The sequence below is a fragment of the Mycobacterium scrofulaceum genome, assembly GCF_002086735.1.
Classification (GTDB): Bacteria; Actinomycetota; Actinomycetes; order Mycobacteriales; family Mycobacteriaceae; genus Mycobacterium; species Mycobacterium scrofulaceum.
This window is the reverse complement of sequence record NZ_MVIJ01000050.1, coordinates 1-12,545: the sequence shown is the minus strand read 5'-3', so window position 1 is coordinate 12,545 and position 12,545 is coordinate 1. Positions and strand designations below refer to the sequence as shown.

Genomic DNA, 12,545 nt, shown 5'->3' with positions numbered 1-12,545 from the left:
CGCTATCCCTTAACGATGTTGGGCATAATCAGGGCTATCCACCCGAGAAGTGGAAATTGCCGGTCTTGCCGTAAATGGCAAGCGAGGAGAATAAAATTACTAATACCGCGGAGACCATTGAGCTACGCACCGCTCTACCCACGGCTTCGCCCACCCCGGCGGGCCCACCGGAAGCGGTATAGCCGTAGTAGGTATGCACCAGCATCACCACGAGGCCCATCAGGACTGCCTGCAGAAGCGACCAGATGATGTCGGTGGGCTGTAGAAATGTCGAAAAATAGTGGTCGTAGACGCCCGTCGGTTGCCCGTACACGGAGGTTGTGGCGAACCGGGCAGCATAGAAGGACATCCAGAGCCCTATGCAATACAACGGGATCACTACTACCACGCCCGCAATTACCCGGGTGGAAACCAAATAAGCAATCGAGCGGATGCCCATCACCTCGAGGGCGTCGATTTCCTCGTTAATCCGCATTGCACCCAGTTGCGCGGTGGTGCCGGCCCCGATGGTGGCGGACAGGCCGATTACCGCGGTTAGCGGCGTGACGATACGGCCGTTAACGTAGGCGGAAACGAAACCAGTCAACGCCTCCACACCAATACCGCTCAATGAGCTGTAGCCCTGAATCGTGACGAGGGAGCCCCCCGATAGTGTCAGAAAGCCAACGATTCCCACGGTGCCGCCAATGACCGCCAGCGCGCCGGCGCCTAAGCCCATCTCGGCGATCATGCGCAAAGTCTCGTGCTTATAGGAGGACAAGGCGTCCCGGATCGCGCCCAGAGTTCTCGCGTAAAAACGCGCTTGCGCGCCGATGCGCCGCCAGCCCGCAACCCAGCCATCCAGTGTGTAGCTCAATCGCGGAAATAGCTGGCTGGCAATCGTGCGGCTACTCATGATGTCGCCTTCACGCCCACCGCGGTCACGACGACGTCGATGAAGAATAACGACATAAAGGAAAAGACCACCGTTTCGTTCACCGCATTACCGACGGCGGCCGCCCCCCTGCCCACCGAGATGCCCTTGTAGCACGCGATGAGACTGGCGGTCAGACCGAACAGCCCAGCCTTGACTAGCGCGATGACCAACTCCCGCGCGCCGGTGAGCAACGTCAATCCTGCGGCGAAGGACCCGGGCGTAACGTGCTGGACAAAGACGGAGAACTCGAACCCACCAACGAGGCCGGTTACGATTACCACGCCGGATAACAGCAACGAGACGAAGGTGGCCGCGAGCACGCGGGGCACTACCAACGATCCGATCGGGTTAATGCCGAGCACGCGCAGCGCGTCGAGTTCCTCACGAATAGTGCGTGCACCCAGGTCGGCGCACATCGCTGTTGCGCCGGCACCGGCAACCACCAGCACCGTGACAAGCGGGCCAATCTGCGTGACCGTGGCCAGTGCCGCGCCGCTGCCAGAAAAGTCTCCAGCACCGAACTCGATCAACAGAATATTTATTGTGAACACCGTGAGCACGGTGAAAGGAATTGACAACATCATCGTCGGCGCTATTGATACCCTGGCAACGAACCAGCTTTGCAAAAGGAATTCGCGCCCAGCAAACGGGCGCCGCGGTATCTGCAACAATGTGTCAAGCGCCAGGGCAAAAAAGTCTCCCACGGAGCGAACCGGTTTGGCGAAGGTATTCGGCGAGATCAACACCGGCCTCCGTTCACATCACACGCCATGGTGATACCTGTACCGATGGGCGGCCACAGCGGATCTCGTCCGTCCCCTCGCATTCCAATGACATCCACAAGGTTCAACTTGCCGTACTTGTCGTAGGCAGCCGGTGCTTGAAGATGACCGCAGGGCCCCCAAGGTGACTGTTCGGCAGCCGACTCATCCCCACCCGCAAACCGCCTACCAACCTGATTCCCACCGCCACGCTCAGAACATGGCGGTCTACCAAAGCCGAGAAGCTGAAATGTTTGGGGCCGACGGCACCGTCTTCATGCCGCCGATCGGCAGCCTCTGCAGTGAGCTTGGGACCACGAGAACCCTCCCCGATTCGTAGAGTCTGGTAGCAGAACTTTATTTTCATAACAAAACTTTGTCAAGCATCCATCAGGGGGTGGAGTGGTCCTAGATCAGTCTGGCGGTTCTGCGCCAGACTGGGGTTTTCGAGCAGGCCGTCACCGACCGGTTGTCTGCGTGAGGGGGCGACGGATTGGGGAGACGCTCGGATTTCGCCGACCCGATTCTGGAACTGCCTCCCAATCCGCGCGGTGGGGATTGTGCGGTGCTGGACGCCCAGGTAGATGTGCCGCACCGGCCCAATTCCAGTGGCGCGTTGGCGAAATCGCGGTTTCCCCGCACCGTACCGGCAACCCAAGCGGTGCTATCGAGGTACGCGGACTACCAGATCGAACGTATGGACATCCTCGGTGACGCCGACTGCGACATGGTGTTCGTCGCCCTCTACCACGAGAACCGCTGGGTGCGCCGATCACATATCGTGCACATAGCGGTGCTTTGCGCGGCTGGCCACCGACTGCGGCTTTGCGGTACGGGCGCATATGTCCCGCCATCATACGGCGGCCAGGAACTGGGTGCTCCGCGGTGAATCTCGGTGTGTACAACAGGTTTTGGCCAAGGCGCGTTGGACTCGACCGTAATTGACTGCATGCGCGGGGCCGAGGACAAGCGGCGAGCCATAGAGGCTGTAACTACCGGGGACGCCGCCGGGGCGAGCACTGTGCCGGTTCCCCGGTCGTCCGCGAGAGGCCGCGGATTGCGGCCCACCAGCCCCGCTTGGTGGCCTGCCCGAGCTGGTGGGCTTTGAGCTGCGCTTAGCACTGCAACGCCGCGATGAGGTTCGAACTCCGCTGGATCAGTTGCCGGTTCGGGCTCCTCCTCAGTCACCTCGACGGGGACCGCGCGGGCCGCCGAGCCGACCCTGAACGGTGTGTGAAACCATTGGCGCGCAAGATAACCTTGCTATCGCGCGCTTGTTCCGTCACTACACCGTTATCTGGAACGAGACTGGACCCATTCCACCGGCAGCAACGCTTATGCCGGCGACGTCGTGTGGCGGGTGCAGGTGCTGGTCCGCAGTCCAACGGCTAGCGCCGCCGGCCGGCCTTCGGCCTGATCGAGCTGCGCTGGCTGCGCGAGGTGCTCACGGCCTGGCCCGTGACACCCGCTTCAAATAATCGAGCTGCGATATAATCGTTTAAATGTTGGTCGGCAGCGGCAGCTGCTTCATTCCTGAAAGGCTTTTTCCTTGGCGTCCAGGGCAGGTACCGAGGCCCGTATCTTCGACGGTGCCCTGAAGGCGATTGCTCGGCAAGGCCCCAAGAAGCTAGCAATGAGCGATATCGCGCACGAAGCCGGCGTATCTACCGGGACGCTATACCGGTATTTCAAGAATAAGGACGAACTCCTTCGGTCGTTGGGCGACCATTTCGTCACGCGACTGCAGGCGGTCCTCGACGCCGCGATCGAGGCGAACCCGCGGCCAGCTGACCGCTTGCTGATCGTCATTGACGTCATGCTGCGATTTTGGTTGGAGAACCCTGCCACAATGCAGATCGGAGAACTTGAACCGGGATTCGTTGTGGACTATATCAAGCGGGTTGCGCCTCAGCTCTCCGGTGTTCTGAGCGATGCGTTGGAGCCTGCACTGGTCGACAGCCCTGCCGTACTCAATGGATCGGCCGAACTGAATGAGATTGCGGACTTAATCGTGCGGATGGCGTTTTCGCACTACTTCATGCCTTCGCGCGACTATCGGAGGTTCCGCGACATTCTCGTCGTGCTCGGTGAGTCAGGTGGACTCAAACCCAGAAAGTCGCGCTTCCGTTCACAGCGACGAGCCGTGGGCTGAGATCTCAACCTAATCTGGCGCCAACGACGTTGCGCAGTACGCCGACTCCTTCGACTTCCGCCTCAACCACGTCGCCCTCACCAAGGAATCGGCCGTCCTCGAACCCCACCCCGTCGGTCGTGCCAGTAAACACGATATCACCGGCGGTGAGCGGCATCCTTTCGATGATGTACTCAAGGCATTCGTCGATGCTGAAGATCATCTTGCCGGTGCGGTCATGCTGGCGCAGTTCACCATTGACGCGTAACGATATGGCGACATCAATCTGGCCTGACCCGCCGAACTCGTCCCTGGTGGTGATCCACGGCCCCACCGGCGTCGCCCCTCCGAGTGCCTTGATGGAAAACAGGTCCAGCCCACCACTCAGAGGCGTGGCCGCGTCACGGGCACTGACATCGTTGCCGACTGTGTAGCCGAGCACCGCGCTGGTTGGCTGCTCGCCGAGGTGACTCATCGACTTCGCCATCACCGCAACAAGTTCGACCTCGAAGTCCAGTTGCTCCGTGATCGAAGGATTCGCCAGGACGTCTCCGTGGCCGATGATCGCCACTTGGGGTTTGAGGAACCCCAAGGTGGTCTTCGGACGCTCGGTGACACCCAGCTTCTCCAGGTGCGACCAGTAGTTCATACCGACCCCGATGATCGTAGACGTAGGGGTGATTGGTGGTCGCCAGCGAACGTCGGTCATCGCTAACGGAGGACCGACCTTCTCGAAATGCGCCGCACCATCGGCAGCCGCCGAACCCCACTCCTCGATACCACCCCGAATCGGCTGCACGGTACCGGCATCGACGTCCACCAGACCCCAGACGTCGGCGCCCCCTCGATGAATCCTTGCGATTTTCAGCGTCCTATCCCTTCGGTCGCGGCGGCTGACGCCGCCTCGAGCCGTACCTTAACGCCCACACTCGACGAGATCGCGCGATCGAGGAAGCGCGGCCGGGCCTGATATATCAACCCGAAGTCGCGGCGGGTGAACTCGCCCGCCGCGGTGATGACCGGCTGGTGCGAACCACCAGAGGTGGAGCGCTGCAGCCGGATCCGCATCGGTACTTCCCGCGTGACACCCAGCAATTCCAGATCTCCATGTAGCAGGAATTCACCGGGAGGTTCGGCGAGATCCAGCCGCTGGGACCGGTAGGTCGCCGTGGGCCGGCTGGATACGTCGAGTAGGTGCGCCGACCGGATCGCCTCGTCCCGGCCCTTGCTTCCGGTGTTGACCGAGCCGAGGTCGATCGTCGCGTCAACCGCCGAATCGAGCGGATCTTCGGCCATGACGATCCGGCCTGACACGCTGAGCGTCCCACGCACGGTGTGCACCCCGAGGTGGCCGACCGAGAAGGTGAGACCGGACCGCGCTGGATCGATTGCCCAAATGCCAGGCAAATAACCGGGCATCTCGTCTGTTGCAGAAGACAATTCACACCTTTGACGTCAGAGTGCCGGCCATGCAGGTAGACACTCAGCCAACATCTCGATAGGTAGTCAGCTTTACTGAGGACCGGATACGGGTAACGGACTACAAATAGACGGCCAGGTTCTGCACCCCCAGCGTGGCCTGCTCGAAATAGACCGTCCGCGCTGCGAGCTTCCACTCGTCACCCGTCCGGATGGTGTCGACCCGGCGGGCCGGCAGGAACTCCAGTGCCGGCTCGTCATAGCGCGACCGGATGAGCACGATGGAGCTGAAGACCTCGTATTCGCCTGCCTTTTCGGTCTCGTATGACCGCACCTTGTGCACGATCCGCTGCGTCCGGGACAGCGGATTCTCCGACCAGGCGCTGTCGGTCTGGGTCAATCGCATCAGCTTCAACATCAGGGTCATGATGTTCTCGTTGAAGTGGTACATCTCCGCCTCGAACACCCCCTTGGTCCGGTGATCGCGGGTGGTCCGCACCGGTGCCCGGTAGATGATGTCGGGCGCGAGCAGCGCCAGCCAGCCGGTCAGGTCGTCCTCGTCGAGAAGGGTCGACTCGTCTTCCAGCCACGCGACGATCTCAAGGTGCCGCGGGTCGGTGACCTTGATCCGCTTGCCCTTAGGCGTCGGGTAGTCGACGGTCCCCATTGTTGCCCGTGCGGCGGGCACCACCCGTTCTCGAGTTGCTTCCGTGGTCACCACGCTCTCCCTTCCATGAACTCGCTGTAGCGCAGCCAGAAATTCCACTGCGTGTCATCCTTCGGGAACCCGGCATAGACCTGCGCCGGACCCGGCCAATCACTGGGCTTGTTTTCGCCGGTGATCGCCTGGTAACGCAGCTTCTGCTGGGCTCCAAGCGCACCCTTGGAGGCATAAGTCTGCATGGGCCACGTGTCGGTGTCGTCGGCCTCGACGAAACCGCTGATACCAAAGGTGGCCGCCGTCATCAGGTTCACGGTGTCGCGGAGCTCCTCAGGCGCGTCGCGTTCGACCAAACTCCAATGGAACAGCTCGAAGTGTTCCGGTCCCCTGGGTACCCAGACCCGCCAGCTGAGGAAGGCCGACGGGGTGCCGTCGGGGAATTGGAACGGCATGCAAAGCGCAGCCGTATTCGGCCACAGCTGACCGACCTGCGGGGTGTACCCCGCAAGGATCTTCAGTTGCCCATCGTCGAATCGATCTGGCAGCCCCTTTACCATCTCCGGTGACATCCCCGGCGGGGGAACCAGGTGCAGCCGCTCCAGCGGCGACATGTCCGCAAGATTTTTGCCCTTGAGGGCATTGACGTAGTGCTCGTTGGTCAGATCGAAGCACCGCACGAAATGGCCTTTGTGGCTGGCGCTGACGCCGGCCATTGCCGGCTCCTGTGACTCGCCCTCGGTGGAGAGCAGTTGCAGTTCCTGCATCGAACGGTGCAGCGACAGCGTGTGGAAGATGTCTCCGGCGAACTGCTCGGCGGCGCTCTTCCAGTTCGCCTTGATGATGAACCGCTGCGGGTGGCCGAGCACCGTCATACCACCGGGCGTGCGGTCGAACATCAGGTCCCAGTACCAGGTCATCGGGCCGAGGTACTCGCGCAGGGTCGGGGCGTTCTCGTCGAAGGTGACGAAGATCATGCCGCAGTAGGTCTCTGCCCGACCCTTGGTCAGACCAAGCTCAGACTTGGGCCGCAACAGCCCGTGCATGTCCTCCCGAGCGATGGGTGCGCCGACGAAGCTGCCGTCGGACTTGTAAACCCAACCGTGGTAGGCACATTGGAATGTCTTGGCGTTGCCGGCCTCGAACCGGCACACCTTGGCAGCCCGGTGTGCGCACACGTTGAGCGCCACCGTGAAGGTGTTATCCGCCGCCCGGCTGACGATCACCTGATCTTCGCCGACATACCGAAGTACGTAGTCGTCGACATTTGGGACTTCGTCCTCGTGCGCCACGACCGTCCACGCCTTGGCAAACAGCTGTTTCAGCTCCAGTTGGTAAAGCTCGGGGTCGGTCAGAACCCGAAGCGATACCTCCCGGAAGTCTTTGTCGATCAGCTCCGACAGCGGGGTCCCGTCCGAAAGAACAGGTCCGGTCGGAGCGTGTTTCACCTCATCTATAGTCATTTTTGCTCCTATTCCTTAGTTATTGCCCACTGGCCGGCGCAGAGTCGAACACCGAGGGATCCGGTGGTTTGGTGTTCACCCGAGGCACGTGCAGGCCGCCGTCAACCGGGATCGTGGCCCCGGTGATGAAGCGGGCTTCGTCGCTGGCCAGGAAAGCCACCACCGGGGCGATGTCCTCTTCCGGATCACCCATGCGTCCCATCGGAATCATCGTTGGAATCGCCGCACCCAGTTCTGGGTTGTCGGCCACCATCTTTTCGAATGCGGCCGATGCGGCTATCGGAGCGATGGCGTTGACACAGATGTTGTGCCGGGCCCATTGGAACCCGGCGGTCCGTGTCAGCGCCTGCACGCCACCCTTCGCGGTGTTGTAATCAGCGTGCACCCAGTGGCCGTCGTCCGCGTCGATCGAATAGAAGTTGATGATGCGGCCTCCGCCGCGGTCCTTCAACAGTGGGAACGCGGTCTGCATGCCCCACCAGACGCTCCAGAGCCCGACTTTCATCGTCTGCTCGAGCATTTCGTCCGTCTTGTACTCCAAAGGGACGTCCGGCGTCAGAGCGATGGCGTTGTTCACCAGAATGTCCAAGCCGCCGAAGGACTCCTGGGCGGCAGCGATGGCGCCCTCGATATCGGTCTTTCGGGACACATCGGTCTGCACGAACAACCCTTGGCCACCGAGCTCAACGAGGTCCCCGACCACCTGCTTGCCCGCATCCGAATCCAGTTCGGCGACCACGACTTTGGCGCCTTCGCGGGCGAACCGGCGAGCGATACCGCAGCCGATTCCCTTGCCGGCGCCCGTGACGACGGCGACCTTACCGTCCAACCGGCCCATTATGCGGTGCTCTCGGGTGCGGCTTTGGCTTCGATGACCTGACGGACCCGTCCGCGGAAGTCGGGATCGTGGGTGTGGCTGAAGTTCACGTTTCCCGTCTCGCCGTCGAACTCGTGCAGACCGGTGAGATCCCGGTCCCGATCGGCGAAGTCTGCAGCGTAGCCATTCTCGCGGACCGCCACGATCTCCCACCAGTTGCCATCGGGATCGGTGAAGTAAAAGGACGTGTCGCCGTGCATGTGACGGGGCTCGGTGATCTGCTTGATTCCCCACTGGTCTTTGATCTCGAGCAGCTTTTCGTGCGCGGCGTAGACCTCTTCCACGCTGCCGACGTCGAGCCCGTTGTGTGCCAGCATGGTCATCGTGCTCGCCTTGCCGGTCTCCACCACGGCGTAGGCGTGGTTGGTTCCCAGCCGGATCATCATCGACCTGCTGCTCGGCTGAATCACCTCCAAGCCCAGCACTTCCTCATAGAAGCGACGCGCCCTGGCCAGATCCATGGTCTCGAGGGTGCCGTGACCCAGGCGCTGGAGCTTCAGGACAGGTTCACCGGTGAACTTGTCTGTGATTGCGGGCATCGGGAGCGTCCTTCTCGTGGTTGGGATATAGGTCCGGTCACACCGGGGTCTGCGGGCTGGCTTGTAATGCTTGCATTGCGGCCGCCATTTGGGCCGAATCCATGTATTCGTCGATCCGCCGAATTTGACCGTGCACCACGGAGATTCGCTGGATGGCGGGGATGGAGGCCTGCTGGCCTCCGGGCAGCGTGAGGTGGACCGCGTGGCGTTGAACGCAGGCGTCGCCGACCAAGTCGCGACCTGCAATCTCATACCGGGGCGCAAGTGCCGCCAGCCCGGCCAATGCGGCAAGCGCCTGCCTGGCCGGCTGTTCGACCTGGTCGTAGTTGTGCCAAATCACCGCGTCGTCCGTGAACAGCGCGTCGAGATTGGCGGCATCGCCAGTCGTCAGCGCGGCGACGAACCGTTCGACGGTGGCCAACACATCATGCTGGTTCTCAGCCATGGGACTCGCTTCCGTTGTCCTGCCGGTCACGGCCATACCTCGGGAGTGAAGATCGGGCGCGCGATCCGTGACGAGATGCGCCAGCCCTCCGGGGTTTTGGCGTACGTGTCGTGAAACTCGATGACTCGTCCGTTGTCAGTGGCGTAGACCACCGGTTCGCCGTCATTCGCGAGCGGACCGTGATAAACCATGGCGCAGACCACCGCCTCCGCGGAGTCGTCGTCGGCCTTGGTCAAATAAAAGTTCGTCAACAAGTGACGAGTGGTCACCTTCGGCCGATCACGCATCCCCTGACGCATCTCCTCATGGCCGTGATGGACGATTCCGGCCCGGTCAAACACCGCGTCAGAGGTGAAAAGCCGGATCATTGAATCGAATTCACCATTGTCCATAAAGTAGACGAAAGCGTTGTTCAGGCGGCTGAGCTCCCAGTGGAGCGTCACGTCCTGCGGCGTCATCGCGTCTGTTGTCATCGTGTCGGATGTCCCACCGCTAGGCCAAGGCGGCCGGCGGGACGTCCTCTCCCGCGAGCAGCGCCCCGACGATCGTGTAGATCTCTCCACTGGCGGCGGCGTGTTGCGCCGCCGTCCGCACGTCGCGAAGGCGTCGCTGCAAAATCGACTTGTTGTACATGGCGGTGCTGCCTGCAAGTCCGAACGCCTCGTTGACGATCTCGACACACTCGGTGTGGGCCCGTGCCACCATTGCGCGCTGGCGGGTGGCCTGCAGCGGCGAGATGGGTTCGCCTGCCGACGCTGCGTCCCACATCAGCCGGACCTCTTTCTCGGCCAGCGCACGAACCGAACCCAACCGGACGTCGAGTTGCCCTAGCCGGTACTGGAATACGGGGTCTTCAGCCAGTCGCATCGTGGGGTTGAACGCGGGTCGTTTCGTCTTGGCCAACTGACGAAGGTCGCTCAGAGCACCCTCGGCGATTCCCACGACCACCGCGACATGGGTCGGGCCGAGCGCCAAGCGGATAGGCAACCGGAACAGCGTGGTGTCGACGGTGGCCGGTCCGAAGAAGTTACCGACATGCTCATCGGGAACGAATACATCCTTGAGCACAAAGTCATTGCTGCTCGTCCCGCGCAATCCAACAGAATCCCATGTCTGAACGAAATCAGCCTGCTCTGCAGGCACCATCGCGAGCACCATCTCGGGCACACCCGCGTCGGTCATGACCGGCGCGCCCTGCTGCAGCACGATGCAGCTGCCCATCATCCACTGGTGCTCATAACTACCGCTGGCGAGGGGCCACTGACCGTTGACGAGATAGCCACCGTCGGTGCGGATCGCCACACCCTTGGGCGCGAACGCCCCGCGGGCCATGGTGTCGGGTCCTTCTGGATAAATTTCTCCGTCGAGGACGTTCTGGGGAAAACGGCCGAATACCGGCGCGAAGTCAGCACCAATCATCACGGTCCACCCGGCCGAGGCGTCGGCCTTCGCGACCTCTTCGATGACAGCCATGGCCTCGAGGAGGGTCATCTCTTCGCCGCCGTACTGGCGAGGCACAAACATCCTGAAAGCCCCTGCATCCGTGAGCCGTTGGATTAAATCGGCTGGGATCAGCTTGGCCGCCTCGATCTCATCCGCGCGCTGGGCGATCTCGGGAACGAGCGCCCGAACGGCGTCCAGCACGGTGGTGGTCTCGGCCTCGAGGGCTGTCATGTGGGGTCCTCCAATTGACCATGGTTAGGGCTTCGCCAGCCTGCTTGTTCTCGCGTCGGCCTACTTGAATGAAAAGTCCTATTTGAACATTACTTGTATTATGTGTTCATCGTCACCGTGTGGTCAAGGTCTTGGCTGAAGTTCCTTCGCACGGGAGCCGACGCGCACCGGTGATCTGATCGGACCGTCCGAGTGGGCCCGACGCGACCTTGGTGCTCACGGCCACCTCGAGCCGACGAAATTCGCTGCCGCGTAACACCTGTGGGGCAATGCCGGGCTTGAGGTGCAGCCGATGAATCTTCAACGCGGCGATGGTGTTGGTCGCCGCCCGCAACCTCATCGAACACCCTCCATTCCACCCACACCCCAGGCACCTGGCACGAACGCGACCCCATCGCCCGTAGGCTCCCGGTCGATGTCGCTGAAGCGGTCGCCCGTGCCCGATACCGAACGCAGGCATCCTCCGGAGAAGGACGCGCTCGGCAGGCAGACTGCCACCCCACGGCGGATCCAGCGACAGCGAGACGAACGAGGTCACCGCCATGCTGACTGGGTTGCCTTCTGCGCCGACGCCGCACACAGCGGTCACTCCACAGGGAAAGCACCCAGACCCGTACGTAGCGGTCCGGGGCGGATGACACTGAATTCAATTCCGTGGCAGGCTGTTTCGGGTCAGCTGGCCCGCGCTCCTATGGCGATCGCGCACTCGCACGTGAGAGACAATATGCGATTAAGACACCATCTGTATAGTATGTCTAATGCTGGAAATTGCCTCGGGTAGTTTTCACGTCCCAGCCCACCGGAGGAGCCGATCATCATGGCAGACAGCCAGCTACCCCTTCTGATCACTGTCGACCGGTCGAAGTGCTGCGGCTACACCCTGTGTGCCGCCGAAGGTCCCGACGTCTACTCGATCGATGACGCCGGATACGCGGTGGCACCTGAGAGCGTGCCGACTGAACTCGAGGCGCAGGCTTGCCGAGGTGCGGAGGCGTGTCCTGACAGCGCCATCACGGTGCGCCGCGCCGACGCGGGCGAGTGACGTGGCGACGCTTGGGGTCGCCTCAGGTTTCAAACCAGGTACTGGTCGGGAGTCCACCGGGCCAGATATGGCATTGCCAGGATCGCGCGCGGCAGGTCGGCCACATCGCGAGTCGGAAAGACGTACGCCGACATTACGATTCGAAGGATGAGTTCACAGAGTTGACCACTGGTCATACCCATGGACCGCACGCCAAGGGTCAAGCTCAGCGCCGGCGCCAGTAGCTCTTCCAGCACGCCGACGAATTCCGGGAAGATCTGCTGCAAGAAGTCCACTCCGAAGCCCGGTTCAAGGGCAATCACCTGCATGATTTCCGGATGCGCCCGGCCGACGTCGATCATTGCCTCTACGACCGCCCGGACACGAACGTCGAGTTCGGGCCGCTCTTCGACGGCGTTGACTACCGCCCCTTCGAACAGCTTCACGACTCGTACGCCGACCGCATACAGTAGGTCCTGCTTCCTACCGAAATAGTGATACAGCGTTCCGCGGGGGATCCCCGCTTCAGCGCTGACGTCGGTCATCGAAAGCGCTTTGGCGCCAGATAGTGTCCCGTCAATTGGTGGACTTCGGATCTTGGCGTTGGTCCACGCATCGCGATCAACGAGTCATGTTGAACG

The 12,545-nt window shown here is 61.8% G+C and carries 16 protein-coding genes; 3 read left to right on the top strand and 13 right to left on the bottom strand.

The window, feature by feature from the left end; translation table 11 throughout:
• Positions 1 to 34: 34 nt before the first annotated feature.
• Together BST44_RS23860 and BST44_RS23855 are read right to left on the bottom strand one after the other, a co-directional pair.
• Positions 35 to 895: an ABC transporter permease gene (locus BST44_RS23860; RefSeq protein WP_009953952.1), complete on the bottom strand. Its 861-nt coding sequence runs from the start codon at positions 893 to 895 to the stop codon at positions 35 to 37.
• Positions 892 to 1,662: an MlaE family ABC transporter permease gene (locus tag BST44_RS23855; protein ID WP_009953951.1), complete on the bottom strand. Its 771-nt coding sequence runs from the start codon at positions 1,660 to 1,662 to the stop codon at positions 892 to 894. The genes BST44_RS23860 and BST44_RS23855 overlap by 4 nt, the downstream gene beginning before the upstream one ends.
• A gap of 580 nt (positions 1,663 to 2,242) precedes the next feature.
• On the opposite strand from BST44_RS23855, the gene BST44_RS23850 reads away from it, so the two are divergent.
• Both BST44_RS23850 and BST44_RS23845 read left to right on the top strand, forming a co-directional pair.
• Complete coding sequence (locus BST44_RS23850; RefSeq protein WP_014379564.1) at positions 2,243 to 2,566, top strand: integrase; 324 nt, start codon at positions 2,243 to 2,245, stop codon at positions 2,564 to 2,566.
• A gap of 660 nt (positions 2,567 to 3,226) precedes the next feature.
• Positions 3,227 to 3,829: a TetR/AcrR family transcriptional regulator gene (locus tag BST44_RS23845; protein WP_225323278.1), complete on the top strand. Its 603-nt coding sequence runs from the start codon at positions 3,227 to 3,229 to the stop codon at positions 3,827 to 3,829.
• 4 nt (positions 3,830 to 3,833) lie between these two features.
• Here the strand turns inward: BST44_RS23845 and BST44_RS23840 are convergent, their stop codons facing one another.
• From BST44_RS23840 to BST44_RS23795, 10 genes are all read right to left on the bottom strand, one after another.
• Entirely contained in the window at positions 3,834 to 4,628 is a 795-nt protein-coding gene (locus tag BST44_RS23840; RefSeq protein ID WP_014379563.1) for a fumarylacetoacetate hydrolase family protein, read from the bottom strand.
• Between the two features lie 44 nt (positions 4,629 to 4,672).
• On the bottom strand, positions 4,673 to 5,227 hold the full coding sequence (locus BST44_RS23835; RefSeq protein WP_009953947.1) for a YceI family protein: 555 nt from the start codon (positions 5,225 to 5,227) through the stop codon (positions 4,673 to 4,675).
• A gap of 121 nt (positions 5,228 to 5,348) precedes the next feature.
• Positions 5,349 to 5,945 carry an aromatic-ring-hydroxylating dioxygenase subunit beta gene (locus BST44_RS23830; protein WP_225323277.1) on the bottom strand — a complete coding sequence of 199 codons (597 nt, stop codon included), beginning with the start codon at positions 5,943 to 5,945 and terminating at the stop codon, positions 5,349 to 5,351.
• Positions 5,942 to 7,348 (bottom strand): aromatic ring-hydroxylating oxygenase subunit alpha, encoded by a 1,407-nt coding sequence (locus tag BST44_RS23825; protein WP_225323276.1) that lies wholly within the window; start codon positions 7,346 to 7,348, stop codon positions 5,942 to 5,944. The genes BST44_RS23830 and BST44_RS23825 overlap by 4 nt, the downstream gene beginning before the upstream one ends.
• A 19-nt stretch (positions 7,349 to 7,367) precedes the next feature.
• On the bottom strand, positions 7,368 to 8,186 hold the full coding sequence (locus BST44_RS23820) for an SDR family NAD(P)-dependent oxidoreductase (RefSeq protein ID WP_009953943.1): 819 nt from the start codon (positions 8,184 to 8,186) through the stop codon (positions 7,368 to 7,370).
• Positions 8,186 to 8,764 (bottom strand): VOC family protein, encoded by a 579-nt coding sequence (locus tag BST44_RS23815; RefSeq protein WP_009953942.1) that lies wholly within the window; start codon positions 8,762 to 8,764, stop codon positions 8,186 to 8,188. The genes BST44_RS23820 and BST44_RS23815 overlap by 1 nt, the downstream gene beginning before the upstream one ends.
• Before the next feature lie 37 nt (positions 8,765 to 8,801).
• Positions 8,802 to 9,209, bottom strand: a complete 408-nt coding sequence (locus tag BST44_RS23810; RefSeq protein WP_009953941.1) for a nuclear transport factor 2 family protein — start codon at positions 9,207 to 9,209, stop codon at positions 8,802 to 8,804.
• A gap of 26 nt (positions 9,210 to 9,235) precedes the next feature.
• Positions 9,236 to 9,667, bottom strand: a complete 432-nt coding sequence (locus BST44_RS23805) for a nuclear transport factor 2 family protein (protein ID WP_009953939.1) — start codon at positions 9,665 to 9,667, stop codon at positions 9,236 to 9,238.
• Positions 9,668 to 9,701: 34 nt separating this feature from the next.
• Positions 9,702 to 10,883, bottom strand: coding sequence for an acyl-CoA dehydrogenase family protein (locus BST44_RS23800; protein WP_009953938.1), 1,182 nt, complete (start codon positions 10,881 to 10,883; stop codon positions 9,702 to 9,704).
• 112 nt (positions 10,884 to 10,995) lie between these two features.
• Positions 10,996 to 11,223: a hypothetical protein gene (locus tag BST44_RS23795; protein ID WP_014379561.1), complete on the bottom strand. Its 228-nt coding sequence runs from the start codon at positions 11,221 to 11,223 to the stop codon at positions 10,996 to 10,998.
• A 477-nt stretch (positions 11,224 to 11,700) separates the two neighbouring features.
• Between BST44_RS23795 and BST44_RS23790 the strand changes: the two genes are divergently transcribed.
• Positions 11,701 to 11,925 carry a ferredoxin gene (locus BST44_RS23790; protein ID WP_009953936.1) on the top strand — a complete coding sequence of 75 codons (225 nt, stop codon included), beginning with the start codon at positions 11,701 to 11,703 and terminating at the stop codon, positions 11,923 to 11,925.
• Between the two features lie 29 nt (positions 11,926 to 11,954).
• On the opposite strand, the gene BST44_RS23785 is transcribed toward BST44_RS23790, so the two are convergent.
• Positions 11,955 to 12,485 (bottom strand): TetR/AcrR family transcriptional regulator, encoded by a 531-nt coding sequence (locus tag BST44_RS23785; RefSeq protein ID WP_279628992.1) that lies wholly within the window; start codon positions 12,483 to 12,485, stop codon positions 11,955 to 11,957.
• Positions 12,486 to 12,545: the final 60 nt, after the last annotated feature.

Coding starts and splice junctions, on each gene's coding strand:
- BST44_RS23820 (WP_009953943.1), bottom strand. CDS start 8,186: ATGGGCCGGTTGGACGGTAAGGTCGCCGTCGTCACGGGCGCCGGCAAG.
- BST44_RS23790 (WP_009953936.1), top strand. CDS start 11,701: ATGGCAGACAGCCAGCTACCCCTTCTGATCACTGTCGACCGGTCGAAG.
- BST44_RS23795 (WP_014379561.1), bottom strand. CDS start 11,223: ATGAGGTTGCGGGCGGCGACCAACACCATCGCCGCGTTGAAGATTCAT.
- BST44_RS23835 (WP_009953947.1), bottom strand. CDS start 5,227: ATGCCCGGTTATTTGCCTGGCATTTGGGCAATCGATCCAGCGCGGTCC.
- BST44_RS23810 (WP_009953941.1), bottom strand. CDS start 9,209: ATGGCTGAGAACCAGCATGATGTGTTGGCCACCGTCGAACGGTTCGTC.
- BST44_RS23805 (WP_009953939.1), bottom strand. CDS start 9,667: ATGACGCCGCAGGACGTGACGCTCCACTGGGAGCTCAGCCGCCTGAAC.
- BST44_RS23815 (WP_009953942.1), bottom strand. CDS start 8,764: ATGCCCGCAATCACAGACAAGTTCACCGGTGAACCTGTCCTGAAGCTC.
- BST44_RS23825 (WP_225323276.1), bottom strand. CDS start 7,348: ATGACTATAGATGAGGTGAAACACGCTCCGACCGGACCTGTTCTTTCG.
- BST44_RS23860 (WP_009953952.1), bottom strand. CDS start 895: ATGAGTAGCCGCACGATTGCCAGCCAGCTATTTCCGCGATTGAGCTAC.
- BST44_RS23800 (WP_009953938.1), bottom strand. CDS start 10,883: ATGACAGCCCTCGAGGCCGAGACCACCACCGTGCTGGACGCCGTTCGG.